Source organism: Streptosporangium sp. H13245 (assembly GCF_055690525.1).
Window position 1 is genome coordinate 17,651 of sequence record NZ_JBSZKT010000005.1, and the last position, 25,505, is coordinate 43,155.

Sequence of the window (25,505 nt, forward strand, 5' to 3'; positions counted from 1 at the left end):
CGGGAAGACGACGATTGTCGCCATGACAACACCACAGGTGACGGAACCACCCGGCGCCGCGACCGCCGGCCTCGGCGACGTGATCGAGGTCGGCGGGCTCCGGCAGGCGTACGGGGACTTCGAGGCGGTGCGCGGTGTCTCCTTCACCGTCCCGAGGGGCGAGCTGTTCGCCCTGCTCGGCACGAACGGCGCCGGAAAGACCACCACGGTGGAGGTCCTGGAGGGGTTCAGGTCCCCCACCGGTGGCAGCGTCCGCGTGCTCGGGCTCGACCCGGTCAGGCAGCGCCGGAGGCTGCGGCCCCGGGTGGGGATCATGCTGCAGGAGGGCGGCTTCCTCGGTGACCTCACGGTCGCCGAGACCGTCGGCCTCTGGGAGGGGCTGAGCCGGGACGCGGGCCGCGCGGAGACCTCGGGGAACCGGCGTGGGACCGTGGACGCGCTGGAGGCGGCGGGGCTGGGCAGGAAGGCCAAGACCCGGGTGCGGCAGCTCTCCGGCGGCCAGCGGCGCAGGCTCGACCTCGCGCTGGCGGTGATCTCCCGGCCGGAGGTGCTCTTCCTGGACGAGCCGACCACCGGCATGGACCCCGAGGCGCGCCGCGCCACCTGGAAGGTGATCGAGGACCTGCGGGCGGGGGGCACCACGGTGCTGCTCACCACCCACTACCTGGAGGAGGCCGAGCGCCTCGCCAACCGGCTGGCCATCATGCACGAGGGCCGGATCCACCTCCAGGGCACCGTCGAGGAGGTGGTGGCCGGGTCGGGCGACCGGATCTCCTTCCGCCTCCCCGGTATCTCCTGGGTCTTCGGGGATCTTCCCTCGCTGGGCGACGTGGCCCCGGTGCTGACCTACGGCGGCGACGGCGGCGACGCGGCCGGTACGGGGGTCACCTACACCCTGACCGGCGCGCGGGCGGAGGCTCGCGCGCACGCGGCGGTCCGGCGGCTCCTGGACTGGGCCGACGCGCGGGGCGAGACCCTGGAACGGCTCGCCGTACGCCGGGGAACCCTGGAGGACGTCTTCATGCGCGTGGCCGGGGAGGGCACCGGCGACGGTCCGGTGGCGGCGGGAACCGGGAGCGGAGGCGAGCGATCATGAGAGCCGACGTGCTGCACGCGGTGCGGCTGGCGAGGATCGACCTGACCCTGGTGGGCAGGAACACCACGGTCCTGTTCAACGTGCTCCTGCTGCCGCTCCTGATGGCCTGGGTGTACACCCAGGCCGTCGGCGCCGAGAAGATCGACGGCGTGGCCGGGAGGGTTTTCGTGCTGGCCGGGCTGCCGGGGCTGATGCTGGTGTTCGCGGTCTTCATCAACCTGGTGAACTCCTTCACCGCCCGGCGCGAGGAACTGGTGCTCAAGCGGCTGCGCGCGGGCCAGCCGTCCGGCCCGGCGATCCTCGGCGGCGCCGCCCTCGGGGCGCTCGTGCTCTATCTCGCCCAGGTGGCGCTCCTGGCCGTCTGGATGCAGCGGTCCGAGGGGATCGCGGTGGCCAACGTGCCGATGCTCGCGACCGTCGCGGTCCTGGGGGTCACGCTGTTCTGCCTGCTCGCCGCCGCCTTCTCGGGTCTCACGCCGAACGCGGAGCTCGCCCAGGTGACGGTGCTGCCGGTGCTCATGGTCGTGCTGGTCGGAGCCCCGATCGCGTTCCCCGCCGACACGCTGCCCGGCGTGCTGGGCCAGGTCTCCGCGCTGCTCCCCGCGACCCCGGTCGTGGAGATCGCGCGCACCGCCTTCCTGGGCGGGGACCACCTCTCCGGGGGAGGGGAGGCGCTGAGCATGGGAGGACAGTGGGTGGCCGCGCTGCCCTCCTTCGGGCTCCTGCTGGGCTGGATCGTGGTGGCCGGGTTGCTGGCCCGGTGGCTGTTCCGCTGGGAGCCCCGGCACGGCTAACGTTCGTAACGAGATGTCAGTTGAGATCGTTAAAAACGGGATGGGGCGCCTCGCGCGTCTCATCCCCTCCGTGCCTCCCCTGAGGAAGCGGCGGTCTCCCCTCCAGCGGTTCCGCCGGATGACCATTTTCACCCTGACCATGGGCATCGTCCTGGCCTGGGCCGGTCCCCTCGGTGAGCTGGGGGGAGGGGACGAACGACCCGGGCTCCTCCTGCTGGTCGTCGGGATGCCGGGCCTGGTGATCTTCACCGTTCTCTACATGAGGATCCTCAAGGCGGCCGTGGACGGCGTCGCCGCGAGGGGCGAGATCGTCGCCTCGGCCGTGGTCGTACTGATCCTCCTGCTGACCCAGAACGGCGACCCCTGGTCCTGGGGGCTGCTCGGCCCGGCCTGGGCGTCGGGTGTCGCGCTGCTGGTGAGCAGGTCCGCCACGGTCGTCGTCACCGTCGTGGCGACCGCCGTCGGCCTGCTTCTCGCGCCGCCGGGAACCGGTCCCGGGCTCGCCGAGGTCGCGCCGCCGTACGCGGAGATCGCCGCGCCCGCCATCGGCGCCTACCTCGCGGTGGCCGTGTCGGCGCCGTGGGCGAACCGGATCCAGCTCTGGTTCTGGCGGACGGTCAGGGCCGCGGAGGAGGGCAGGGAGGCGCAGGCCAGGCTGGCCGTCACCGAGGAGCGGCTCCGCTTCTCCCGCGACCTGCACGACCTGGTCGGGCACAGCCTCTCCGCGATCGCCGTCAAGAGCGAGGTGGCCGCCAAGCTGTCGGGGGTGGACGCCACGCGGGCCGCCGTGGAGATGGGCGAGGTACGGATCCTGGCGCGGCAGACGCTCAAGGAGATCCGCGCGGCGGTACGCGGCTACCGGACGGTCGACCTCGTCGCCGAGCTGCGCGCGATGACCGCGGTGCTGGAGGCGGGCGGCATCCGCTGCACGCTGGAGACGCCGCGCGACCGGGTCCCCGAGGGGACGGCCACCCTGCTGGCCTGGGTGGTCAGGGAGGGCACCACCAACGTGTTGCGGCACAGTTCCGCCACCAGGTGCGGCATCACGATCACGCTTCGCGAGGGGAGTGTCGTGCTGGAGATGACCAACGACGGGGTGGGCAGAATGGACGGCCGGGGCGGTACCGGCCTCGTCGGGCTGTCGGAGCGGGTCGCCGCCATCGGCGGAGCCGTCACGGCGGGTCCCGGCGGCCCCGGGGAGTTCAGGCTGCGGGCGACGGTTCCGCTGGAGGGAGAGTGATGACCCGGACGACGACCACGGCGCCGGGCCGTCCCGCCGGGGCGGTGCGGTGATCCGGGTGCTCCTGGCCGACGACGAGCACCTGGTCAGGCAGGCGATCGCCACCCTGCTCGGCCTGGAGCCCGACATCGAGGTGGTGGCCGAGGTGGCCAGGGGGGACCTGGTGACGGCGGCCGTGCTGGAGCACCGGCCCGACGTCGTCGTGCTGGACATCGAGATGCCGGGGATGGACGGGCTGAGCGTCGCCGAGACGCTGCCGGGCCACGCGGTGCTGATGCTGACCAGTTTCGGGCGGCCCGGACACCTGCGGCGGGCGCTCGCGGCCGGGGTGCGCGGCTTCATCCCCAAGGACGCCTCCGCCGACGAGCTGGCGACGGCGATCCGCAAGGTCCACGCGGGCGGGCGCTATCTCGACCCGGAGATGGCCGCCTCGGCGATGATGGCGGGGGAGAGCCCTCTCACCGAGCGCGAGCGCGGCTCCCTGGAACTGGCCGCGCAGGGGGCCTCGGTCGCCGAGATCGCCGCCGCGCTCCACCTCACCCAGGGCACCGTACGCAACTACCTGTCCAGCGCCATCGCCAAGCTCGGCGCGGCCAACCGGATCACCGCGATCCGGGCGGCTCAGCAGAAAGGTTGGCTTTAAACCGCGTTTTCTCCTTTGATTCGGGCAAGGGACTCCCATGTCCGCCGGAAGAGGTGACGCTGGAAGCCCGGAGGGTGGCGTCGAGAGCGAAGGAGGTTCGTACCTTCTTGTGCGTTTTGACATCGTATGAATGCGGTGCGTGACCTGCTCGCCGTGGTGACGTGACGCATCGCCGTTGTGCCGGGCCGCCTCTCCTCGGTGGCCGGGCGTGAGGAGGAGGTATGCGCGTCCCTGGTAACCACCGGGCCCAAGTGGTCGGCGTCGGGAACCGTCTCGACGTGGGAACCGTCGCCCGGGTGCGCCCGAGGCTGCACGAGGCGGTCGACTCCGGGCGCGGTGACCTGATCGTGGATCTTTCCAGGCTGGAGATGATCGATGCCACCGGTCTCGGGGTGCTGGTGGGCACGCACCGCCGCGCCGTGGGCGCGGAACGCCGTCTCATCCTGCGGGGGGTGCCGCCGAGGGTGATGCGGGTGCTGGCGGTGACCCGGCTCAACCGGGTCCTCGCCGTCGAGCTTCCCGTGGCCGCGGTGGCCTGATCCGGACAAGCCGCCGGGGTTCGGGGCGGCGCCGGGACATGCCGGAGGACGGGCCCGGCGGGCCCGTCCTCGTCCTGTGCCTGAAGTCAGGTCACGAAGGACCTGTGGAAGATGTGCGTGGCGGTGTCGATCAGCTTGGCGACCGGAGGCGGGTCGTCGGCCAGGACCCACTCGATGAGCAGTTCCTGGATCGCTCCGATCATGCCCAGCGCGAGGAGCCGCTGGTTGGCCTTCGTCACCTCCGGAAGGTCGGCGACGTTCGACTCGATCGTCCTGATGAGGGCCGCGACGGCCGACTGCCTGGAGGTGACGAGACAGTCGCCCGCCCTGCGTACCTCCAGATGCATGATCCGCGCGCGGCGCCTGTCGTCGGTGACGAAGCCGATGTAGCTGGTGAGACCCGTCTTGACCCGGTCGGCCAGGGTGTTGGGGGCCTGCTCGATGGCTTTCGACATCGCGTCCAGCGTCTCGCGCACGCACCGGTCGTACACGGTCTGCATCAGCTCGTCGCGCCCTGAGAAACACTCGTAGAAGGCGCGGTTGGAGATGCGTGCCTCGGCGCACAACCTCTCGATCGTCGTTTCGGGGAATCCGGGATCGGCGTAAAGGATGTACGCCGCGGAGATCAGGCGTTCCCTGCGTTCGGCAAGCCGCTCGTCCGCCGACATTCCCCGGTAGGACCGTCCGTTCATGTCAAGCTCCCGCGGATCAGCGTGAGGTTGACAGATACTCGCTTTATCACTTCCACCTCATGGTTCTGGCCCCCGGAATCAACCATTATGGGTGCAAGATCCTTTTTGTGGAAGAGTTGCTGTGTTATTGCTTACATCCTCCGTGCAAGAAGGTGACAAGTCTGAGTAGTCGGTCAAGTTCTTTCCGTTGACGGGTGAACGGCGTGCGGCTCGTCGCGGGCGGCCGGGGGCCCCGGCCGTGGTCCGCGACCGCCCGGCGGAGGGAGGCTAGCGGGTGAGCAGGCCCCGGTCCAGGGCCGTGGTCACGGCCGCGGTGCGGTCGGAGACGCCGAGCTTGCCGAAGACGCGCAGCAGGTGGGTCTTGACCGTGGTCTCGCTGATGAACAGGGCCCTGCCGATCTCCGCGTTGGTCAGCCCCCCGGCCACCAGGGAGAGCACCTCGGTCTCGCGCGGCGACAGCGACTCGGCCACCGGGGCCCGCATCCGGGTGACCAGCCTGGTCGCCACCGACGGCGACAGCACGGTCTCCCCGCGCGCCGCCGAGCGGATCGCGGCGAGCAGGTCGGCCCTGGAGGTGTCCTTCAGCAGATATCCCGCCGCACCGGCCTCGACCGCCCGTACGATGTCGGCGTCGGTCTCGTAGGTGGTCAGCACGACCACCCGGCTCTCCGGCCGCCCGGTGAGGATGCGCGAGGTGGCGCTCACCCCGTCCCCGTCCGGCATCCGCAGGTCCATCAGGATCACGTCCGGTGTGAGCTCCCCGGCCCGTACGACGGCCTCGTCCCCGGACGCCGCCTCGCCCACCACCGTGATCCCGGGGTCGGCCTCCAGCATGCCCCGAAGGCCCTCGCGGACCACCGGGTGATCGTCGACGATCATCACGCGAAGCATGTGTCACACCCTCTGGCCGGGCCGGTCGAGCCGGTCGGTGCCGTCACGTCGGCCGACGTGTTCGGTTTGGGCCCGGCCGGTCCGGCCGGTGGGGACGTCGGAGACGCCAGAGATGCCGGAGACGCCGGAGATGTCAGGGACGTCGGGGAGATCGGGGAGGTCGGAGTCGCCGGGGTCGTCGGCGGTGAGGGCGGGCCGGTCGGCGGGGACGACCACCTCGAGCACGGTTCCCTCGCCGGGGAGTCCCGTCACGGAGAGGGTCCCGCCGACCTGCTCCACGCGGGCGCGCATGCCCCGCAGGCCGTACCCCTGGCCGTCGTACGGCTCGAAACCGCGTCCGTCGTCGCGCACCTCCAGCCGTACGGAGCCGTCCCCGTAGGCGATCGAGACCGCGACGGATTTCGCGCCCGCGTGCTTGCGCACGTTGGCCAGGCCCTCCTGGACGGCGCGGACGAGCACCACCTCGGCCGGGGCGCTCAGCGGCCGGGACTCCCCGTGCACCTCGAACCCGGTGGACAGGCCCGTCTCCTCGCCGAGGCGGTTCGTCAGCCGCCGCAGCGCCTCGTCCAGGGTCGAGCCGTCCAGCGGTGCCGGGCTCAGCGTGGTGACCAGCAGGCGGGCCTCGGTGAGGTTCTCCCGGGCGGTCCGGATGGCCAGCGCCAGGTGGCGGGACGGGTCCGGCTGCGCCTCGGCCGCCTGGATCAGCATGATGATGCTGGTGAAGCCCTGCGCCAGGGTGTCGTGGATCTCCACGGCGAGCCGTTCGCGCTCGGCCTGCGCCCCGCGCTCGGCCGAGAGCATGGAGACCTTGGCCCGGCTGCTCTCCAGCTCCTCGATGAGCGCGGCCCGCTCCTCGCTCTGCCGGGTGATCCGTTCGATCCAGATGCCGAAGATGGCGGAGAAGAAGATGACGATGGTGGTGACCATCAGGAAGTTGAACGGCTCCGGCGCCCCGGACAGGAAGACGTACCGGATCGCCGGGGAGAGGTTCAGCGCGGTCACGGCGATCATCGCCCGCCTGGCGGGGAAGACCATGAAGCACTGCGGGCAGAGCCCGAACAGGGCGAAGGTCGCGTACGACGCGCTGAGCCCGGCGGGGGTGAACAGCACGACCAGCAGGACGATGTAGAGCGCCCCCCGCCGCCGGTCCTCGGCGACGATCGCGGGGCGGCCGAGCAGGAGATAGAGCGGCAGGACCGTGATCAGGCAGCCCGCCACGATCACCTGCTCGCGCAGGGGTACGGCGTCGGTCGCCACGCACACGGTCGGCAGGAGCGTCCCGATGACCAGGAGCACCTCCCAGCCACGCAGCGACTCCCACGCGTGGGAACCCGCTCCCCGGCCGGGAGGTTCGGCGCGGTCGGCCCGGTTCATCCGTCGCGGCGGCTCTTCCAGCGGAACGTCAGCAGGCACAGCACCAGTCCTCCGACTACCCAGGCTCCCAGAACCAGGGCGATCCGATTGAGTTCATACGATTTCATCACCTCAAGTGTGACTCCGGCGTCACCCAGGAAGACCGATCGGAAACCCTGGCACATCCACCGGAGCGGGAAGATCGAGGCGACGTTCACCACCCAGGACGGCAGCTGACCGATGGGGATGAACACCCCGGAGATGAACTGCAGCACCACGAACGGCATCGCGATCACCGCGCTGGCGCTCTTGGCCGACCGGGGCAGGCTGCTGATCGCGACACCGAGCAGGGACGAGCTGATCACACCGAGCACGAACACCCAGGTGAAGGTCACCCAGCGGAACGCCTCCGACGGCAGCTTCAGGCCGAACAGCGCGACCCCGATGGCCATCAGGATGACGACCTGGAAGAAGGAGACGAACAGGGTGCTGAGGGCCTTGCCCATGAAGTAGGAGGACCGGGGCAGCGGGGTGCCCGCGAGCCGTTTGAGCGTGCCGTCGTCGCGGTCCATCGCGACGTTGATCCCGAGGTTCTGGAACCCGGTCATCGCGGCGGTCCCGATGAGCCCGGCCACGTAGAGCTGGGAGACGGTCAGGCCGGTTCCCTCCAGATCGGCCGAGAAGATCGAACCGAAGAGCACCAGCATGACGATCGGGAAGGCGAAGGTGAAGATCACCGCGTCTCGTTCGCGGAAGAACATCCTGGTCTCGACGGCCGTCCGCGACAGCCCCAGCCGTATCGCGGAAGGTAGTCCGGCCTCGACGGCCGGGGCGGAAGGTCGGGCAAGGGTCTGGCTCATCTGGCTGATCACCTCGGGGGATCGGTCTGCGTTCGGACGGGGATGATCAGGCGGGGGTCTCGATGAGACGGAGGTAGACGTCCTCCAGGGTGGGGCGGGTCACGGCCAGCTCGGGGACCTCGCCGTCGAAGCGGCCGGTCAGCTCCAGGATCGTCCTGGTCGGCGTGTCCGTCTCCAGGGAGCGGCGCTCACCCTCGTCGGACCAGCTCACCACGGCCTTGGCGGTGGCCCTGCCGCCCAGGGTCTTGGGCTCGCCCTCGGCCACGATCCGGCCCCCGGCGACCACGGCCACCCGGTTGGCCAGCGCCTCGGCCTCGTCCAGGTAGTGGGTGGTCAGCACGATCGTGGTACCGCCACGGGCCAGGCCCTCGATCAGCCCCCAGAACTGCCTGCGGGCCTCCGGGTCGAACCCGGTGGTCGGCTCGTCCAGGAAGAGCAGCTCCGGGTTGCCGATCACCCCCAGCGCGACGTCCACCCGGCGCCGCTGGCCGCCCGAGAGCTTCCGGATGCGCTGGTCGGCCTTCTCCGTCAGCCCGACCTGCTCGATCACCTCGTCCGGGTCCTTGGCGCCGGGGTAGTAGCCCGCGAAGTGCCGCACGGTCTCCCGTACGGTCGCCTCGGCCACGTCGTTGGCCGTCTGCAGCACGATGCCGATCCGCGAGCGCCACAGGCGGGTGGGCTCGCCGGGGTCGACGCCCAGGACGCTCACCTCCCCGGCGTCCCGGGCGCGGTGCCCCTCCAGGATCTCCACCGTGGTGGACTTCCCGGCCCCGTTCGGGCCCAGGATCGCGTACACCTCGCCCGCGCGGATGTCGAGATCGATCCCCCCGACGGCCTGGACGTCGCCGTAGCGCTTGGTCAGGCCTCTCACTCTTACCGCTGTGTCCTCCATGCCCCCAAGCGTCGCGCCCGCCCGGATCTTGCGGCACCAACGTTCGATGGAGCCCCATGTCCACCGAACGGAGGACGCGGGGGCCGTCATCCCTCGATACGTGACCTCTCGCCGCCGGGATCACCCGATCACGCACCAGACGACCTTGCCGCCGGTGACCGGCCACCGGTAACCCCGGCCGCACTCACCGGCCGCGCGCTCTTGAACGCGGCGACTTCCCCCACGCGTAACCGAATCGTTGCTGAGAGTAGTTCGGTACGGGCGTGCGCCGCGTTGGCTGGTGCGAGCCCAGCCGAGCGACGTCCGCGCGCTGATCGCCGTCTACGACGTACGGGCACCGGAATCCGACCGGCTCCTGACACTCGCCCGCGAGGCGCGGTAGCGCGGGTGGTGGCACACGTACGGAGAGGCGGTGCCCGACTGGTTCGAGGCGTACGTGGGGCTGGAGTCCGAGGCGACGTCGCTGCGGGTGTACGAGGCCGAGTTCGTGCCCGGCCTGCTTCAGACGGAGAGCTACATACAGAACGACCGGGGAGCGCGGGGGCCGGGAGGCACGGCCCGAGCCTGGTTCGCGCGGAGCGCGGATTCGGCGAGGGCCACGTTCGCGCGGAGTGCTTGGGTCTGCGGGGTCCATGCCGTCAGGTCACGAGCGACTTGGGATACTTCCCTCATGTTCTTCGCGTTCCTTGTTCTCGTCATCGCGTTGCTCGTCGTCACGAACCTGCCCCGCTGGGGCCGGACGACGTCGTACGAGAACGCCGACCACCGGGGCGTGGTCATCTACTGGCGCCCCGGTTGCACGTACTGCATGAAGCTGCGCACGCGCCTGCGCTTCACGCGGCTGCGTTACAGCGAGGTCAACATCTGGAGGGATCCCGAGGCGGCGGCGTTCGTCCGCTCGGTCGCGGACGGGAACGAGACCGTACCGACCGTGACCGTTGCCGGAAAGGCGATGGTGAATCCGTCGAAGGCCCGGCTGTTCGAAGCGGTCAGGACGCACACCCCGCACCTGGCACCCGGCCGGGGAGCGTGACCGACGGAGCAGGCGTCCCCCGGTCGCGGGATCGCGTCGTGGACATTCCCGCCGGAAGGCCGACCGCCGGGGCGGCACGGTCCGAGCCTGGTTCGCGCCGAGCGCGTTGAACCGGCGAGGCCCGTGGTTGTCAGAAGAGGGTGTCGTTGCGTTCGATGCCGCGTAGTTCGTCGTAGTCGAGGGTGACGCAGCGGATGCCCCGGTCCTCGGCCAGGGTCTTGGCCTGGGGGGCGATGCTCTGGGCGGCCAGGATTCCGGCGACCGGGGCGAGCAGGGGGTCGCGGTTCATCAGCTCCAGGTAGCGGGTGAGCTGCTCCACCGCGTCGATGTTCCCCCGGCGCTTGAGCTCCACGGCGACGGACGCGCCCGTGTGGTCGCGGCAGAGGATGTCGACGGGGCCGATGGCCGTCATGTACTCGCGGCGGACGAGCGTCCAGCCCGCGCCCAGGGTGGTGATGTGCTCGGCGAGCAGCTCCTGGAGGTGGGCCTCGACCCCGTCCTTGATCAGGCCCGGGTCCACGCCCAGCTCGTGACTGGTGTCGTGGATGATCTCCTCCATGGTGAGGACGAGCTTCTCACCGGTCTTGCCGTGGGTCACCGTCCAGGTGCCCTCCTCCTCGCGGAGCTTGCACGGCGGGTTCATCCAGTTGAGCGGCTTGAAGGCCCGGTCGTCGGCATGGATGGAGACGCTGCTGTCGGCCTTGATGAGGATGAGCCGGGGCGCCATCGGAAGATGGGCGGTGAGCTTCCCGACGTAATCCACGCTGCACCGCGCTATGACCAGACGCATGACCGAACCCTATCGGCCGGACGGGGCCCGGATCCCCGTGATCCGTCCGGTCGGCCCGATGACTCGATGTCCGGCCGGACGGTTCAAGACCTGACGGCGTCCGTACGGCCTGGCGGGCGGAGACGGGCTCCCCGGCCGTACGGTCCGGGGAGCCACGCCGGGAGGGTCAGCGCATCGCCTCGGAGAGCTTGACGCGGGCGCCCGTACGCAGGACCGCGCGGCTGTAGATGCGGGCGCCGAGCAGCAGGGTGCCCACCGTCGCCAGGAGCATCAGGACCGCCGCCACGGCGATCTCCCAGAGGAGCACCTCGCCCCCGGCCATCCTGACCGGCATGACCATCGAGGAGAACGGCGGCACCAGGGACAGGATCTTTGCCACCGGGCTGTTCGGCTGGACCGCGGCGAAGTAGGCGACCAGGTAGGCGATCATCATGAGCATCGTCATCGGGGTCAGGACGCTGTTCGCGTCCTCCTGCCTGGACACCAGCGACCCGAGCGCCGCCGCCATCGCGGCGAAGAACGCGTATCCGAGGATGAACCAGAACAGGGCGCTGACCACGATGCCCGTCATGCCCGGGGGCAGGTCGGCCGCGAGCCCGGTCGCCGCCGCCGCGCCGAGACCGGCCACGATGATCACGGCCATGTTGGCCAGCGCGAGTGCGCCGAGTCCCACGATCTTGCCGCCGAGCAGCTGCCAGGGCCGGACCGAGGTCAGCAGGATCTCCACGATCCGGCTGCCCTTCTCCTCGACCACGCCCATGGCGACGTACATGGAGGAGTAGATGAGCAGGAAGAACAGCACCATGACCAGCAGGGACGCGATGCCCACCCGCACGCCCGCGTAGCGGGCGTCGGCGCCGACGGAGACCTGCTCCAGCGGGGCGACCCGCATGGCCTCGGCCACCTTGGCGGGGTCGAGGCCCGCCTCGGCGAGCTGCCGCTGGGTCTGGGTGGTCTGGTTCGCGGTCTCCAAGAGCAGGCCGAGCTCGCGGTCCACCTCGCCGTCGGCGAGCACCCTGCGGCCGTCCACCACGGCGGCGTCCACGTCGCCCGCGCTCACCGCGCCGCTCGCGGCGGCCTCGTCGGGGAACTCCCTGACGGTGAGCTCCACGTCCTTCGCCGCGCCGGACAGGGCCGGTCCCAGCGCCTGCGACCGCGCCCCGGTGAGTCCCACGGTGTAGGAGTCGGGCCCGGAGAAGAGCTTGGGCAGGAACGCCACCGCCCCGACCAGGACGACGCTGGCCACGAGCCCGATGACGAACGCCTTCGTACGGCCGCGCGTGACGATCTCCCGCCGCGCGACCAGCCACAGCCCGTTCATGCGACGGCCTCCCTGAAGATCTCGGTGAGTGTGGGGCGCTGCCAGCCGAAGTGGTCGACCCTTCCGGCCTTGATCGCGAGGCGCAGGATCTCCTGGCCGTCGTCCTCGACGCCCGAGACGAGGACCTCGTCGCCCTTCTCGACGACCTCTCCCGGCAGTGCGGCGGCCCAGCCGGGGGAGGCGTCCCTGACGACCACCCTGAGCCGGCCGCGTCCCTCACGGTCGCGGAGGTCCTCGACCGCGCCGCTGGCCACCATGCGCCCGGCGGAGATGATGCCCACCGAGTCGCAGAGCCGCTCGACGAGGTCCAGCTGGTGGCTGGAGAAGAGCACCGGCACGCCCGCGGCGCGGCGCTCGGCGAGCACCTCGGCCAGCGCGTCGACGGCCAGCGGGTCCAGCCCGGAGAAGGGCTCGTCCAGGATGAGCGCCTCCGGGTCGTGCACCAGCGCCACCGCGAGCTGCACGCGCTGCTGGTTGCCCAGGGAGAGCGCGTCCACCACGTCGTTCGCGCGCTCGGTGAGCGAGAGGCGTTCGAGCAGGTCGCCGGTGGCCTTTCTCGCCCCGCCCGAGGTCAGGCCGCTGAGCCTGCCGAAGTACTCGACCTGCTCGGCGACCCTCATCTTCTGGTAGAGGCCGCGCTCCTCCGGCATGTAGCCGAACCGGCGCCGGTCGTCGAACGTCAGGACCTTGCCGTCGCGGCGTACGGAACCCGAGTCGGCGGTGAGCACGCCCATCAGGATCCGCATCGTGGTGGTCTTGCCCGCGCCGTTGGCTCCGACGAAACCGAACATCTCGCCCGGTCTCACGGAGAACGTCACACCGCCCAGGGCGGTCTTGTCGCCGTATCGTTTGTGCAGGTCGTCTATCTCGATCATTGGGAGGATCCCTCGGTGAGGCGTCTCAGCACGGAGACGTAGTCATGGAACGCCCGGCGGCCCTCGTCGGTGATGGCCAGCCAGGTGCGTGGACGCTTACCCACGAAGGCCTTCTCCACGTTCACGTAGCCGGCCTCCTCCAGGGTGATGACGTGCTTGGAGAGCAGTGAGTCGCTGATCTCGATCGTGTCGCGCAGGAAGCGGAACTCGGCCTTGTCGGTGACCGACAGGGCGGCCATGATCGACAGCCGGACGGGCGCGTGGATGACGTCGTCGAGGTCGTGCCGGGGATGCGAGCCCGCGCCGCGCGCCGCGCTCCCGGCGTTTCCCGCGCCTCCGGTGTTTCCCGTGCCGCGTGCGGCCTTGCCCGTGTTGCCGCCCGTACCGTCGCCCGCGGCAGGGTTCGGGGGGTCCGTCTCCTTCGCGCTGTTCGCGCTGTTCGTCTCGCTCACCGCTCCGCCCGCAGCACACGCCACGCCGCGTAGAGGAGCGGGACGCTCGCGCAGACCGCGAGCGCGATCAGCGCCGCGCTCCAGCCGGTGCCCGGGGCGTCGGGGAGGAGGAACGTGCCGAAGAGGAACACGATCATGACCAGGACGACGTACGAGATCGTCACGGGGCCCTTCGTCTTGTTGGCCCAGGTGACCTCCGGGTCCTGAACCCTCATGCCGCCGAGGTATCCGGCGAACAGGACGGTAAGGGTGATCCACGCGATCCCGGCCGCGGCCCTGGACCAGACGGGGCCGAGGAACATGACGGGCCAGTAGACGATCGTGCTCAGGCCGACGACCGTGTAGAGCAGGCCGACGACACGCGCGGGGCGCCGGGTGCGCCGGCCGACCTCGCCGATCCGCCGCAGGGCCTCCTCCGGAGTTAGCTCCTCCTTCATGTCTCCTCCTCTGCTCATGCGTTCAAACGGTACTTGTTACTCAACTATCATTCAAGTACTTTCTATCCGTTCTTTGGCTATCGACCCAGCTTTTGGGGTAGCCGGTACCTCTCTGGGAGACTGTTGCGATGCCGGAACGGCGGTTCGCCATGTGGGGCGGACCTGTGGGCGGGGTTGGAGAGCGATGACGAGCACTTGTGAGGCGGCGGGGGCCCGGGGTCTCCGAGACCTGTCGTGAGCCCCCGCAGGGCCCGCCGCGCCGACCCCTTCGACCGCGGTGGCAACCGGGGCCTCGCCCGCCCCGTCGGCGGTTCCGTGCCGGGCGTCGACCGTACGGAGGAGTGGCCCGACGGTGACTGGCAGGTGCGCAGGGTCACCGGCGGCGGGGCGGACAAGGTCTACCGCTGTCCCGGCTGTGACCAGGAGATCAGGCCCGGCCTGCCGCACCTGGTCAGCTGGCCCGCCTGGCAGGGCGGGGAGGACGAGCGCAGGCACTGGCACACCGCGTGCTGGCGCAACCGGGCCAGGCACGGTCCCGGCCGAAGCAGATACTGACCGGCCGTGGCCGGAGCGGACACACCGGCCGGTGACCGGTCGAAGCGGATTCGAGGAGAGACATGGAGATTCGGGCCTCTACGGTGCTGCCCGCGCGCAGGGAGCCGATCGAGCTGCACACCGGCGACGGTCTGACGCTCGTCGGCGAGCTGGCCCTTCCCGCCGACCGGCCCCCGGTGGCCACGCTGGTCTGCCTGCACCCGCTGCCCACCCACGGCGGCATGATGGACAGCCACGTCTACAAGAAGGCGGCCAACCGGCTGCCCGCCCTCGCCGACCTGGCCGTGCTGCGGTTCAACACGCGCGGCACCACCTCCGAGCAGGGCACCTCCCAGGGCGCCTTCGGCGGGGGAGAGGACGAGCGGCTGGACGTCGCCGCCGCCCTGGAGTACGCCGACTTCCACGACCTGCCCCGGGTCTGGCTGCTCGGCTGGTCCTTCGGCACCGAGCTGGCGCTCAAGTGGGGCCGCGACCCGCTGGTGGAGGGCGCGATCCTGCTCTCCCCGCCCCTGCACCGGGCCACCGACGCCGACCTCGACGCGTGGGCGGAGTTCGGACGGCCGCTGACCGCGATGATCCCGGAGTTCGACGACTACCTGCGCCCCGAGCAGGCCCGCGAGCGCTTCGCCAGGGTGCCCCAGGCCGAGGTCGTCGGGGTGGACGACGCCAAGCACCTGTGGGTCGGCGAGCCGTACGTGCGCATCGTCCTCGACCGGATCGTCCTGCGGGTGAACCCGGCCGCCCACCCCCTGCCCACCGAGGCTCCCGGCTCGTAGGACCCTGTCCGGTTCGGACCCCTCACGGGATCTTCGTCGCCGTATCGCCGGGCTGGTCCCGTTCGTTGACGGCGGAGTTACCACAACGTCACAAACGGCTGTGGAATCGGGGGTGTCAGGTGGGAGCCCCGGGAATACGGTGGACTGCGTGCAGCTGTACACACGGTCGGCGGGAGAGGGGCTTCCTGTCGTCCTCCTCCACGCGTTCCCCCTGTCATCGGCCATGTGGCTGGCCCAGCGGGAGGGCCTGTCCTCGGTCTGCAAGGTCATCACCCCCGACCTGCGCGGCTTCGGCGGCTCGCCGCTGGGCGAGGACGAGCCCTCCCTCGACGTGATGGCCGACGACGTCGCGCGCCTGCTGGACCACGAGGGGATCGACCGCGCGGTCGTCGGCGGGCTGTCCATGGGCGGCTACGTGACGATGGCCATGTGCCGCCGCCACCCCGACCGGCTGCGGGGGGTGATCCTCGCCGACACCAAGGCGGGAGCCGACCCGGAGGCCGCCAGGTCCAACCGCGAGCGGATCGCCGCCGGGGTGCTGGAGGAGGGCACGTCCGTCCTGCTGGAGGAGGTGCTCCCCGGGCTGGTCGGCCAGACCACCGTACGGCGCAGGGCGATGGTGTTCGGGCGGGTGCGCGGGCTGGTCCAGTCGGCCCCGCCGACGGCCGTCGCCTGGGCGCAGCGGGCCATGGCGGGCCGCCCCGACTCCTTCGACACGCTGCGGGCGCTCAAGGCGCCCGTCCTGGTGATCGTGGGCGAGGAGGACGAGATCTCCCCGCCCGCCGACGCGGGCGCGATGGTCGAGGCCGTGCCCGACGGGCGGCTGGCCGTGATCGAGAAGGCCGGTCACCTCAGCGCGATCGAGCAGCCCGAGGCGTTCAACCGGGCGGTGTCCGGCTTCGTCGCCGAGCTCGCCGGAGGATCACCGCCTCGCGGATGAGCGGCGCGGTCGTCGCGGCCATCGGAATGGGATGGTTGGCAGCGCCCCCGCCGGACAGCGCGGCGATGACGGTGACCGCCGGGGCCACGTCCACCGGGCGCTTCGTCACCCGGGGATGGGACCGGATAGTCCTCGATCCGCCCGTGGACCGTTACGGCGAGACGAGAAGCCGGTGGACCGTTACGGCGGGACAGGAAGCCGGTGGACCGTTACGCGAGACGGGAAGCCGATAGACCGCTACGGCGGGACAGGAAGAGAGCCCGGCGACCGTGAAGGTCGCCGGGCTCTCCCGTAGCCGTCGCCAACGCCCCGGATCAGCGGCCGCCTACTCCTGCCACCACTCCGCGTCGTCGTCCTTCGTCTCGGCCCTGGCGGGCGCGGGAACCGGCTTCTCCGCGCCGTTGGTGGCGGCGGGGATGGCCGGCTTCGGCGGTGCCGCGGCGATCGCGGGCTCCGGCTCCGCGGCCGGGAGCGGCGCGCCACCGAGCAGCTGACGCAGCTGCGCGAGGTGGCTGGTGATGCTGTCGCGCTGACGGGTCAGCTCGTCGACCTGGCGCTGGGCGACCGAGCGGCTGCGCTCGGACTCGGCCTTCGCCTCGGAGACGATGGACTCGGCGCTCGTCTTGGCCTCGGACACGACCTGATCGGCGTTCTTGCGCGCGTTGGCCAGCAGCTGCTTGGCGTGCGTGTCGGCCTCGCGGCGGGTCTGCTCGGCCTGCTGCGTGGCCTTGGTGGCACGCTGCTCGGCGGTGGCCGCGCGCTGCTCGGCGGTGGCCGTCAGCTGCTGGGCCGCGGCCTGCGCGTTGGCGTGGCGCTCGGCCTCCTGGCGCTCGGCCTCCTCGCGCCTGGCGGCGAGCTGGATCTCGAACTCCGCCTCGTCCTGGGCCCGCTTGGCCTCGGACTCCTCAAGCACCCGCTGAGCCTGGGCGCGCATCTCGTCGGCCTGGCGCTTGGCGGTGGTGAGGACCTCGTCGCGCTCACGCTTGGTCGAGGCGCGCAGCTGGGCCACCTCGCGCTCGGTGGTGGTGCGCAGCTTGGCGATCTCACGCTCGGAGTCGGCGCGCTTCTCGGCGACCTCGTGGTCGGCGGTGGCGCGCAGCTTGGAGACCTCGCGCTCGGTGGTGGCGGTCAGCTCGTCGGCCTCGCGGCGGGCGGTCGAGCGGATCTCCTCGGCCTCGCGCTCCGCGCTGGTGCGCATCTCGTCGACCTCGCGGGTGGCGAGGGCGCGCTTCTCGGCCGCCTCGTTCTCCGCGGCGGCGCGCAGGTCGGCTGCCTCGACCTTGGACGCCGCCTTGATCTCGTTCGCCTCGGACCTGGCGGCCTGGACCAGCTCGGTCGCCTGCTCCTCCGCCAGGCGGAGGAGCTGCTCGATCCGGGCACCGAGCCCGGAGTAGGTCGGGCGCTCCTGCTCCTGGAGCTGGCGCTGGGAGTCGGTCAGATCCCGCTGCAGGCCCTGAACCTGCTCCCGGGACTGCCGGAGCTCGCCGTCGAGCTGCTTCAGGTGGTCGTGGACCTGGTGCCGGTCATAGCCACGGAGCACCACGTCGAATTCCCGAGCGGGGGCGTCTTCAAAGAAATTGTTGAGCTGGGCGTCGATGTCGGACTGCATGGAGGCTCGATCCTGGGTTGTCGAGACGGCTACACGGGCCGGACGGGGGTTTCAGGCATCCGAAGCGGGAGCCGGGGCGGGATCCACGTCCGGTGGTACGCCAGCGTACTCCGCCGTTGCCAAGTTGGCGGTCTCGTCCGGCTTTATGCGTGACTTGTTACGTATCAGCGTTTCTTGCATTCGGGGTGGGCCTGGCTTGCCTTTCCGAGGCCTGTACGAGTTCGGTGAGCATTCCTCCGACGTCTTTGGGATGAAGAAAGGCGATCGAGGAGTCCAGCGAGCCGTGGCGCGGCTGCTGGTCGAGCAGCCGGACGCCCCTGCCGCCGATCTTCTCCAGGGCCTGCACAACGTCCGGGACACCGAAGGCGACATGGTGAACACCTTCCCCGCGCTTTGCCAGAAATTTACCGACCGGCGTGTCGGGGCCGAGCGGTTCGAGGAGCTGGATATAAGATCCACCGCCTTCACCGTCGGCGATGTGCAGCATGGCCTCCTTCACTCCCTGCTCGACGTTCACCTCGCGGGCCACCACCGTGAGCTCGAAGGTCCGCTCGAAAAAAGCGATCTTCTCCTCAAGGTCGTGGCAGGCGATTCCCACATGATCGATGCGCATGAACATAGGGACATCCTCCATGGCGGTCGCTGATGTACTCATGGGTATGGTGGCAAAGTCCCCCCAAGCCCCGCCAGGGAGGCTCGTCAAATGTCTGGTTCCGTCATCGTCGCCGGAGCTCGCACGCCCATCGGACGGCTGCTCGGCTCACTGTCCGGCCTGTCGGCCGCAGAGCTCGGCGGCATCGCCATCAAGGCCGCGCTGGAGCGTTCCGGCGTCGCCCCCGACGCCGTACAGTACGTGATCATGGGGCAGGTGCTCCAGGCCGGCGCCGGTCAGATCCCCTCCCGCCAGGCCGCCGTCAAGGCGGGCATCCCGATGACCGTGCCGTCCCTGACGATCAACAAGGTCTGTCTCTCCGGCCTGGACGCCATCGCCCTGGCCGACCAGCTCATCCGCGCCGGGGAGTTCGACATCGTGGTCGCGGGCGGCATGGAGTCCATGTCGAACGCTCCGCACCTGCTGCCCGGCCTGCGCAGGGGCGTCAAGTACGGCGCCGCGGGCATCGTCGACTCGATGGCCCACGACGGCCTCACCGACGCCTACGACCAGGTGGCCATGGGCGAGTCCACCGAGCGGCACAACGCGCGCCTCGGCCTGACCCGCGAGGAGCAGGACGCCTACTCCGCCCGCTCCCACGAGCTCGCCGCCGCCGCGATCAAGAACGGGACGCTCGACGACGAGATCGTCCCGGTGGCCATCCCGCAGCGCAGGGGCGAGCCGGTGGTCTTCTCCGCCGACGAGGGCGTGCGTGGCGACACCACCGCCGAGATCCTGTCGCGGCTGCGGCCCGCGTTCACCGAGGACGGCACGATCACCGCCGGGTCGGCCTCGCAGATCTCCGACGGGGCCTGCGCGGTCGTCGTGATGTCCAGGGCGAGGGCCGAGGAGCTCGGCCTCGACTGGCTGGCCGAGATCGGCGCCCACGGCAACGTCGCCGGGCCCGACAACTCGCTCCAGTCCCAGCCCGCCAACGCGATCAGGCACGCCCTCGGCAAGCAGGGCCTCTCGGCCGCCGACCTCGACCTGCTGGAGATCAACGAGGCCTTCGCGCAGGTCGTCCTCCAGTCGGCCAAGGAACTCGGCGTCCCCCTCGACAGGGTCAACGTCAACGGCGGCGGCATCGCCGTCGGCCACCCGATCGGCGCCTCCGGCGCCCGTATCGTCCTCACCCTCGCCCACGAGCTCAGGCGCAGGGGCGGCGGCCTCGGCGCGGCGGGCCTCTGCGGCGGTGGCGGCCAGGGTGACGCCCTGATCATCCGCGTGCCCTCGGCATGACCGCGGAGGTCTCCGACCTGGTCGCGATGGCCAGGGAGGGCAGGCCCAGGGCCGTGGCCCGGCTGATCTCCATGGTCGAGAACGGCTCCCCGAGGCTGCGGGAGATCACCGGACTGCTCTGCGCCGACCGGCCGTACCGGGCCCGGATCATCGGGCTCACCGGCTCTCCCGGCGTCGGCAAGTCCACCTCGACCGGGATGCTGGTCCACGCGTTCCGCAAGCGGGACATGAGGGTCGGTGTGCTCGCCGTCGACCCGTCCTCGCCGTTCACCGGCGGGGCGCTGCTGGGCGACCGGGTCCGGATGCAGGACCACGCCACCGACCCGGACGTGTTCATCAGGTCGATGGCGAGCCGGGGCCACCTGGGAGGGCTGTCGTGGGCCGCGCCGCAGGCGCTGCGCGTCCTGGAGGCGGCCGGGTGCGAGGTCATCCTCGTCGAGACCGTCGGGGTCGGCCAGGCGGAGGTCGACATCGCCTCGCTGGCCGACACCACCGTCGTGCTGCTCGCCCCCGGGATGGGCGACGGCATCCAGGCGGCCAAGGCGGGCATCCTGGAGATCGCCGACGTGTTCGTGGTGAACAAGGCCGACCGCGAGGGCACCCAGGCCACCGTCCGCGAGCTCCGCAACATGATCGCCCTGGTCGAGCGGCCGTGGAGGCCGCCGATCGTGCAGACCGTGGCCTACCGGGGCGAGGGGGGTGAGGAGGTGGTCGACGCCCTTGGCGACCACCTGGCCTATCTGGAGGCGTCGGGCGAGCTCGTCCGGCGCCGCCACGCCAGGGCGAGGGGCGAGATCGAGGCGATCGCCCTCACCACCCTGCGTTCCCGCTTCGCCCACCTGCACGGCGACCGGCGCCTCGACGCCCTCGCCGCCCGCGTCCTGGACGCGGGGCTCGACCCCTACACCGCGGCGGACGAGCTCCTGGCCGCCACGAGCTGAACGGGGTCCGCGCGCCCCGGCCACCCTCGTCCCGAAAAACCGGGGCTCGGGTGCCGGGGCTCAGGTCTCGTCGGCGAACTTGACGGTGACCTTCTCGAAGCCGAGGCCCCGCAGCAGGCCCTCAAGCATGATCTTGGTGTTCTGGTCGGCCCGGTTGCGCAGGTCGCTGGCCTGGGCGGCCTCGGCGATCTTCTTCTCGGCGAGGACGTACAGCTCCCGCTGGTCGGCGGGGGAGGAGGACAGCAGGTCCTCGACCCGGTCGAAGAGGCCGCGCTGCTGGGCGTAGACGTACGAGCGCTTGTTGTCGATGTTCGGCTTCTCCAGCTGGGCGCGGGGCAGCCTCATCGTGACCTCGGTGCGGTCGGGGGAGACCGTCAGCGCGTTACCGGCGATGCCGCCGAAGTCGACGTAGGCGTCGACGCCGCCCGCTCCGACGAAGAGCGTCCTGCTGCCCTTGACCGCGTCGGGCAGGAAGGCCGCGTCCTTCTCCAGGTCCACCACGACCTGGAAGTTGCCGGTGGCGGCCTCGAAGCGGCTGAGGTTGTGGATGGACTCCAGCAGCACGGGCTGGCTGCGGTCGACCGTCTCCTCGCCGAAGGGGTTCAGCCACGACCAGGTGAGGCGGGCTCCCACGACGAGCAGGACCACGACGACGAGCAGCCCGGCGAGGAAACGCCAGCCGCGCCCGCGGCGCGCCGCCGGGGGTGCGGCGGGCGGAGCTTCTTGGGAGGCTTTCACAGCGCTCTCCTTCCCCGGACGGCGACCTTCTCACGCGGAGCCTATGCCGATCTTCCTATCCCCGTGGCGACGGGAGCACGCCGCCTTCGGCGAAGGGCACGCGCCAGGGGCCGGTCGGGACGATCGCCCCGGGGGACGGGGGCCCGCCGGGCGCCTGGCCGGGTGCCTGGTCGACGGTGCCGGGCGAGGGCTCGGGGCCGGTCGAGGTGCCCCCCGCGCCCTGCCCGCTCTGCCCTGTCTGAGAGGTCTGCCCGGCCTGTCCCCCGAAGTGAGTGCTTTGTAGCCGGCAGCCGGTGAAGTCGGTGTAGTAGAGCCGCAGCCAGTCGCGCCGCTGGACGTCCGTGAGCCCGGAGAACCACGCCGCGGCGTAGCGGTGCTCGGGGAGCGGGCCGCCGGGAAGCGGCTCGCCGCGCAGCCAGGCGGCCACGATGTCGCGGTACCCCGACGCGGGGCTGGTGTCGCACCGGGCGGCCAGGCCGTCGACGAACTCGTCGGCCGCCTTCTCGGCGAACCCGGCCGCCAGATCGTCGACGTGGATCGCGATCACGCCCGCCGCGACGGGGGCGGTGTCGCGCCGGGGGTGCTGCTCCACCCGGGAGAACTCCCCGGGCGTCCCCGCCAGCCGGGACGCGATCTTGATGAACTCCGAGCCCAGCTCGGGCAGGCCGGCGCGCATCCCGGGGTGCACGCAGACCATGATCGGCCATTCCTGGCAGCTGTAGACGACCTGCTGGGCCGAGACCGGCTGCTGCTCGGTGAACAGCCTGGCCATGCCGGTCCCCGCGGCGAGCACCGCGATCAGCGCCGCGGCGAGCACCAGGGCCTGGCGCGTCACGACCGCGGCCCAGCCGAGCAGCAGCGCCGCGCTGATCCCCACCAGCCAGAGCGTCTGGTCGGTGAACGCCGCCGCGTTCAGCCCCTGGAACGGGTCGTACGGCTCCCGGGTGGCCGGGGCGAGCCGGTCGCCCCAGGCCGGTCCCTGCGACAGCCAGGTGAACAGGCTGTAGCAGCCGAGCCCGGCCAGGACCGGTGTGATCGTCCACGGCATCAGCCAGCCGGTCACCCAGCCGATGACGACGTACAGCGCCAGCCCGGCCGCGCCCATCACCAGGCCGCTGGGCAGCAGCCGCCCGGCCTGCTCCGTGATCATGGTTCTGACCGCGAGGACCAGGACGGTGGCGGTGAACGCGCCTCCCGTCACCACCAGGATCGCCAGGGGCGCCCGCACGGCCTGCCACGGGGTCATCGCCCGTCCGCGCGTCCCGCGCCGCCTGCGTACCGCCACCCAGGCGGCGAACGCCGCCGCCACCGGGCCGGTCAGCCGGAGCGAGCCGATCACCGCGACGATGATGTTCTCCCACGCGCTGACACCGGGAACCAGGACGCTCCACGCCGCGACCACCCCGAGCACGAGCAGGATGGCGACGGCCATCAACCCGCTCTGCTGGAGTTCTTCGCGTGAAACGCCCCTGTGCTCACGCACCGGTGGGCGTGGTGTGAACCCACGCCGCGTCGGTGTGGCCGAAGCCCGTCCGGCGTTCGAACGCCGTCAAGTTGTCGTTCATCAAGCACCCCCCGTGCCGTGAATGTGCGGATGCCGGTCCCCTCGGCACCGGTCCGGCTCGCGTCCCCCGCAGGCCGGACTGAGTCATCGCGGCCACTTGGCCACGGCCTCACCATTCGATGTGGGAACCATAACGGAGCGTGACGTTTGGCGTCCGGCTTCTTGGTGAAGCCATCAGCCCGGTGACTCTACGTATACGGGCGAATCGGGATGAGGCCGCGCTACCGTAGCCCTGTGGTTACAGGTCAGCTGAATCTCCCGTTTGACCCCATCGAACGTGCCGCGGAGACGTGGCGCGTTCACTTCGGGCCCTCCTCGGCCATGGCCGCCGTCACATCGATCATGAGAGCGCACCAGATCCTGCTGTCGCAACTGGACACGCTGCTCAAACCGCATGACTTGACCTTCGCCCGGTACGAGGCGCTGGTGCTGCTGACCTTCAGCAAGACGGGGGCGCTGCCGCTCTCCAAGATCGGTGAGCGCCTGATGGTCCACCCCACGAGCGTGACCAACACCGTGAGCCGCCTGGAACGTGCCGGTCTGGTGCGCCGCCTGCCCAACCCCCGCGACGGCCGGGGCGTGCTCGCCGAGATCACCGAACGGGGCCGCGAGACCGTCCGCCTGGCGACCGCCGACCTGATGGACGCCGACTTCGCCATGCCCATGTACGACGAGGCGAAGCTGGAGCAGATGTTCGACCTGTTCAGGACCCTCCGCGTGGCCGCGGGCGACTTCAGCCACTGACGGCGGCGCCGCGTCCGGCCCCTGTGTGCCCCTGTGTGCCCCCACGCCTGGCCAAGAATTACTAGGACGTCCTAGTATCTGGGTGAGGCCACAAGCCGGATAAGAAGCCACATGCCGTACAAGGGGGTTGGCCATGGACGCCGAGCGGGTCGAGGCGGGGCGGGCGCGCTGGCAGGCGCGGTTCGACAGGGCGCGCAAGCGCGAGGCGGAGTTCCGCACCCTCTCCGGGATCGACGTGGAACCGGTCTACGGGCCCGAGAGCGGCGATCCGCGCATGGAGCGCGTCGGCTGGCCGGGCGAGTACCCCTTCACCCGGGGCCTGCACCCCACCGGCTACCGGGGCAAGGCGTGGACCATCCGGCAGTTCGCCGGGTTCGGCAACGCCAGGCAGACCAACGAGCGCTACAAGATGATCCTCGGCGCGGGCGGCGGCGGGCTGAGCGTGGCCTTCGACATGCCGACCCTGATGGGCCGCGACTCCGACGACCCGCGCTCGCTCGGCGAGGTCGGCCACTGCGGCGTGGCGATCGACTCCGCGCTGGACATGGACCTGCTCTTCGACGGCATCCCGCTCGGCGACACCACCACCTCGATGACGATCAGCGGCCCGGCCGTCCCGATCTTCTGCATGTACGTCGTCGCCGCCGAGCGGCAGGGGGTGCCCGTCGGGAAGCTCAACGGCACCCTCCAGACCGACATCTTCAAGGAGTACATCGCGCAGAAGGAGTGGCTGTTCGCCCCCGAGCCGCACCTGCGGCTGATCGGCGACCTGATGGAGTTCTGCGCCACCGAGATCCCCGCGTACAAGCCGCTCAGCGTGTCCGGCTACCACATCCGCGAGGCCGGGTCCACGGCCGCCCAGGAGCTGGCCTTCACGCTGGCCGACGGGTTCGGCTACGTGGAGCTGGGCCTGTCGCGCGGCCTGGACGTCGACGTCTTCGCCCCGGGCCTGTCCTTCTTCTTCGACGCGCACATCGACTTCTTCGAGGAGATCGCCAAGTTCAGGGCCGCCCGGCGGATCTGGGCGCGGTGGCTGCGCGACGTCTACGGCGCGAAGACCGACAAGGCCCAGTGGCTGCGCTTCCACACCCAGACGGCCGGTGTGTCGCTGACCGCGCAGCAGCCGTACAACAACGTGGTGCGTACCGCGGTCGAGGCGCTCGCGGCGGTGCTCGGCGGCACCAACTCGCTGCACACCAACGCGCTGGACGAGGTCCTCGCGCTGCCCTCGGAGAAGGCGGCGGAGATCGCGCTGCGCACCCAGCAGGTGCTCATGGAGGAGACCGAGATCGTCAACGTCGCCGACCCGCTCGGCGGGTCCTGGTACGTGGAGGCGCTGACCGACCGGCTGGAGGCCGAGGCCGAGGCGATCTTCACGAGGATCAGGGACATGGGCTCGGACGGCACGATGACCTCGGGCATCCTGCGCGGCATCGAGGACGGCTGGTTCATGTCCGAGATCGCCGAGGCGGCCTTCGACTACCAGCGCAAGCTGGAGAAGGGCGAGAAGAGGATCGTCGGGGTGAACTGCCACACGGCCTCCATCGACGAGCCGCTGGAAATCCTCCGGGTCAGCCACGAGGTCGAGCGCGAGCAGAACCGCGTCCTGGCCGGGCGCCGCGCCTCCCGCGACCAGGCGGCCGTGGACGCCGCCCTGGCCACGATGGTGCAGGTCGCCAGGGGTGAGGGCAACATGATCCCGGCCATGCTCGACGCGGCCAGGGCCGAGGCCACGCTGGGCGAGATCTGCGACGCGCTGCGCGACGAGTGGGGCGTCTACACCGAACCGGCCCGCTTCTAGCGGTGACGCGTCGGGGCATCGACCGGGATACGGCAGGA

Annotated in this window: 27 protein-coding genes; 13 read left to right on the forward strand and 14 right to left on the reverse strand. The window is 70.9% G+C overall.

Translation table 11 applies throughout. The annotated features are described in order from the left end of the window. Window positions 1–22 precede the first annotated feature (22 nt). The 5 genes from ACW9TB_RS11660 (at window position 23) to ACW9TB_RS11680 (ending at window position 4,312) form a co-directional block, all read left to right on the forward strand. A complete protein-coding gene (locus ACW9TB_RS11660) occupies window positions 23–1,096 on the forward strand; it encodes an ABC transporter ATP-binding protein (protein ID WP_472747991.1) in 1,074 nt (357 codons plus the stop codon). After that, window positions 1,093–1,890 carry an ABC transporter permease gene (locus ACW9TB_RS11665; RefSeq protein WP_472747992.1) on the forward strand — a complete coding sequence of 266 codons (798 nt, stop codon included), beginning with the start codon at window positions 1,093–1,095 and terminating at the stop codon, window positions 1,888–1,890. The genes ACW9TB_RS11660 and ACW9TB_RS11665 overlap by 4 nt, the downstream gene beginning before the upstream one ends. A gap of 118 nt (window positions 1,891–2,008) precedes the next feature. Then, a complete protein-coding gene (locus ACW9TB_RS11670) occupies window positions 2,009–3,130 on the forward strand; it encodes a sensor histidine kinase (RefSeq protein ID WP_472747993.1) in 1,122 nt (373 codons plus the stop codon). A gap of 49 nt (window positions 3,131–3,179) precedes the next feature. Then, window positions 3,180–3,773, forward strand: coding sequence for a response regulator (locus ACW9TB_RS11675; RefSeq protein ID WP_472747994.1), 594 nt, complete (start codon window positions 3,180–3,182; stop codon window positions 3,771–3,773). Between the two features lie 221 nt (window positions 3,774–3,994). Further along, on the forward strand, window positions 3,995–4,312 hold the full coding sequence (locus tag ACW9TB_RS11680; RefSeq protein WP_472747995.1) for an STAS domain-containing protein: 318 nt from the start codon (window positions 3,995–3,997) through the stop codon (window positions 4,310–4,312). Between the two features lie 86 nt (window positions 4,313–4,398). Here the strand turns inward: ACW9TB_RS11680 and ACW9TB_RS11685 are convergent, their stop codons facing one another. From ACW9TB_RS11685 to ACW9TB_RS11705, 5 genes are all read right to left on the reverse strand, one after another. Further along, window positions 4,399–5,004, reverse strand: coding sequence for a TetR/AcrR family transcriptional regulator (locus ACW9TB_RS11685; protein ID WP_472747996.1), 606 nt, complete (start codon window positions 5,002–5,004; stop codon window positions 4,399–4,401). A gap of 267 nt (window positions 5,005–5,271) precedes the next feature. Next, window positions 5,272–5,895, reverse strand: coding sequence for a response regulator (locus tag ACW9TB_RS11690; protein ID WP_472747997.1), 624 nt, complete (start codon window positions 5,893–5,895; stop codon window positions 5,272–5,274). A 3-nt stretch (window positions 5,896–5,898) separates the two neighbouring features. Next, window positions 5,899–7,308: a sensor histidine kinase gene (locus ACW9TB_RS11695; RefSeq protein ID WP_472747998.1), complete on the reverse strand. Its 1,410-nt coding sequence runs from the start codon at window positions 7,306–7,308 to the stop codon at window positions 5,899–5,901. Next, window positions 7,266–8,108, reverse strand: a complete 843-nt coding sequence (locus tag ACW9TB_RS11700) for an ABC transporter permease (protein WP_472747999.1) — start codon at window positions 8,106–8,108, stop codon at window positions 7,266–7,268. Before ACW9TB_RS11700 ends, ACW9TB_RS11695 begins: the two co-directional genes overlap by 43 nt. Window positions 8,109–8,154: 46 nt before the next feature. Continuing rightward, entirely contained in the window at window positions 8,155–9,000 is an 846-nt protein-coding gene (locus ACW9TB_RS11705) for an ABC transporter ATP-binding protein (protein WP_472748000.1), read from the reverse strand. A 412-nt stretch (window positions 9,001–9,412) separates the two neighbouring features. On the opposite strand from ACW9TB_RS11705, the gene ACW9TB_RS11710 reads away from it, so the two are divergent. Next, window positions 9,413–10,033, forward strand: a complete 621-nt coding sequence (locus ACW9TB_RS11710) for a Scr1 family TA system antitoxin-like transcriptional regulator (protein ID WP_472748001.1) — start codon at window positions 9,413–9,415, stop codon at window positions 10,031–10,033. Between the two features lie 130 nt (window positions 10,034–10,163). On the opposite strand, the gene nucS is transcribed toward ACW9TB_RS11710, so the two are convergent. The 5 genes from nucS to ACW9TB_RS11735 form a co-directional block, all read right to left on the reverse strand. Next, window positions 10,164–10,823: an endonuclease NucS gene (gene nucS, locus ACW9TB_RS11715; protein WP_329091017.1), complete on the reverse strand. Its 660-nt coding sequence runs from the start codon at window positions 10,821–10,823 to the stop codon at window positions 10,164–10,166. A 166-nt stretch (window positions 10,824–10,989) separates the two neighbouring features. Next, a complete protein-coding gene (locus ACW9TB_RS11720) occupies window positions 10,990–12,144 on the reverse strand; it encodes an ABC transporter permease (protein ID WP_472748002.1) in 1,155 nt (384 codons plus the stop codon). Then, window positions 12,141–13,019 (reverse strand): ABC transporter ATP-binding protein, encoded by an 879-nt coding sequence (locus tag ACW9TB_RS11725; protein WP_472748003.1) that lies wholly within the window; start codon window positions 13,017–13,019, stop codon window positions 12,141–12,143. The genes ACW9TB_RS11720 and ACW9TB_RS11725 overlap by 4 nt, the downstream gene beginning before the upstream one ends. Then, the gene (locus tag ACW9TB_RS11730) at window positions 13,016–13,471 is read right to left on the reverse strand and encodes a winged helix-turn-helix domain-containing protein (protein ID WP_472748004.1); all 456 of its coding nucleotides are present in this window, start codon (window positions 13,469–13,471) and stop codon (window positions 13,016–13,018) included. The genes ACW9TB_RS11725 and ACW9TB_RS11730 overlap by 4 nt, the downstream gene beginning before the upstream one ends. Continuing rightward, window positions 13,468–13,908: a hypothetical protein gene (locus ACW9TB_RS11735; RefSeq protein WP_472748005.1), complete on the reverse strand. Its 441-nt coding sequence runs from the start codon at window positions 13,906–13,908 to the stop codon at window positions 13,468–13,470. The genes ACW9TB_RS11730 and ACW9TB_RS11735 overlap by 4 nt, the downstream gene beginning before the upstream one ends. A gap of 234 nt (window positions 13,909–14,142) precedes the next feature. Between ACW9TB_RS11735 and ACW9TB_RS11740 the strand changes: the two genes are divergently transcribed. The 3 genes from ACW9TB_RS11740 to ACW9TB_RS11750 all read left to right on the forward strand — a co-directional run bounded on the left by ACW9TB_RS11740 (window position 14,143) and on the right by ACW9TB_RS11750 (window position 16,179). Next, on the forward strand, window positions 14,143–14,463 hold the full coding sequence (locus ACW9TB_RS11740) for an ATP/GTP-binding protein (protein ID WP_472748006.1): 321 nt from the start codon (window positions 14,143–14,145) through the stop codon (window positions 14,461–14,463). 62 nt (window positions 14,464–14,525) lie between these two features. Then, entirely contained in the window at window positions 14,526–15,239 is a 714-nt protein-coding gene (locus tag ACW9TB_RS11745) for an alpha/beta hydrolase (RefSeq protein WP_472748007.1), read from the forward strand. A 148-nt stretch (window positions 15,240–15,387) separates the two neighbouring features. Further along, the gene (locus tag ACW9TB_RS11750) at window positions 15,388–16,179 is read left to right on the forward strand and encodes an alpha/beta fold hydrolase (protein ID WP_472748008.1); all 792 of its coding nucleotides are present in this window, start codon (window positions 15,388–15,390) and stop codon (window positions 16,177–16,179) included. 325 nt (window positions 16,180–16,504) lie between these two features. Here ACW9TB_RS11750 and ACW9TB_RS11755 read toward each other — a convergent pair whose 3' ends face one another. Further along, a complete protein-coding gene (locus tag ACW9TB_RS11755; protein ID WP_472748009.1) occupies window positions 16,505–17,788 on the reverse strand; it encodes a DivIVA domain-containing protein in 1,284 nt (427 codons plus the stop codon). Window positions 17,789–17,945: 157 nt separating this feature from the next. Next, window positions 17,946–18,407 (reverse strand): methylmalonyl-CoA epimerase, encoded by a 462-nt coding sequence (gene mce, locus ACW9TB_RS11760; protein ID WP_472748010.1) that lies wholly within the window; start codon window positions 18,405–18,407, stop codon window positions 17,946–17,948. An 84-nt stretch (window positions 18,408–18,491) separates the two neighbouring features. Here mce and ACW9TB_RS11765 point away from each other — a divergent pair, with 84 nt between their 5' ends. Both ACW9TB_RS11765 and meaB read left to right on the forward strand, forming a co-directional pair. After that, complete coding sequence (locus ACW9TB_RS11765; protein ID WP_472748011.1) at window positions 18,492–19,679, forward strand: acetyl-CoA C-acetyltransferase; 1,188 nt, start codon at window positions 18,492–18,494, stop codon at window positions 19,677–19,679. Next, window positions 19,676–20,620 (forward strand): methylmalonyl Co-A mutase-associated GTPase MeaB, encoded by a 945-nt coding sequence (gene meaB / locus ACW9TB_RS11770; RefSeq protein WP_472748012.1) that lies wholly within the window; start codon window positions 19,676–19,678, stop codon window positions 20,618–20,620. Before ACW9TB_RS11765 ends, meaB begins: the two co-directional genes overlap by 4 nt. Before the next feature lie 60 nt (window positions 20,621–20,680). Here meaB and ACW9TB_RS11775 read toward each other — a convergent pair whose 3' ends face one another. Next, complete coding sequence (locus ACW9TB_RS11775; RefSeq protein WP_472748013.1) at window positions 20,681–21,358, reverse strand: DUF4230 domain-containing protein; 678 nt, start codon at window positions 21,356–21,358, stop codon at window positions 20,681–20,683. A 55-nt stretch (window positions 21,359–21,413) separates the two neighbouring features. Continuing rightward, window positions 21,414–22,790: a hypothetical protein gene (locus tag ACW9TB_RS11780; protein WP_472748014.1), complete on the reverse strand. Its 1,377-nt coding sequence runs from the start codon at window positions 22,788–22,790 to the stop codon at window positions 21,414–21,416. 342 nt (window positions 22,791–23,132) lie between these two features. Here ACW9TB_RS11780 and ACW9TB_RS11785 point away from each other — a divergent pair, with 342 nt between their 5' ends. Together ACW9TB_RS11785 and ACW9TB_RS11790 are read left to right on the forward strand one after the other, a co-directional pair. Beyond that, on the forward strand, window positions 23,133–23,666 hold the full coding sequence (locus ACW9TB_RS11785) for a MarR family winged helix-turn-helix transcriptional regulator (protein ID WP_472748015.1): 534 nt from the start codon (window positions 23,133–23,135) through the stop codon (window positions 23,664–23,666). A 133-nt stretch (window positions 23,667–23,799) separates the two neighbouring features. Next, the gene (locus ACW9TB_RS11790; RefSeq protein ID WP_472748016.1) at window positions 23,800–25,467 is read left to right on the forward strand and encodes an acyl-CoA mutase large subunit family protein; all 1,668 of its coding nucleotides are present in this window, start codon (window positions 23,800–23,802) and stop codon (window positions 25,465–25,467) included. Window positions 25,468–25,505: the final 38 nt, after the last annotated feature.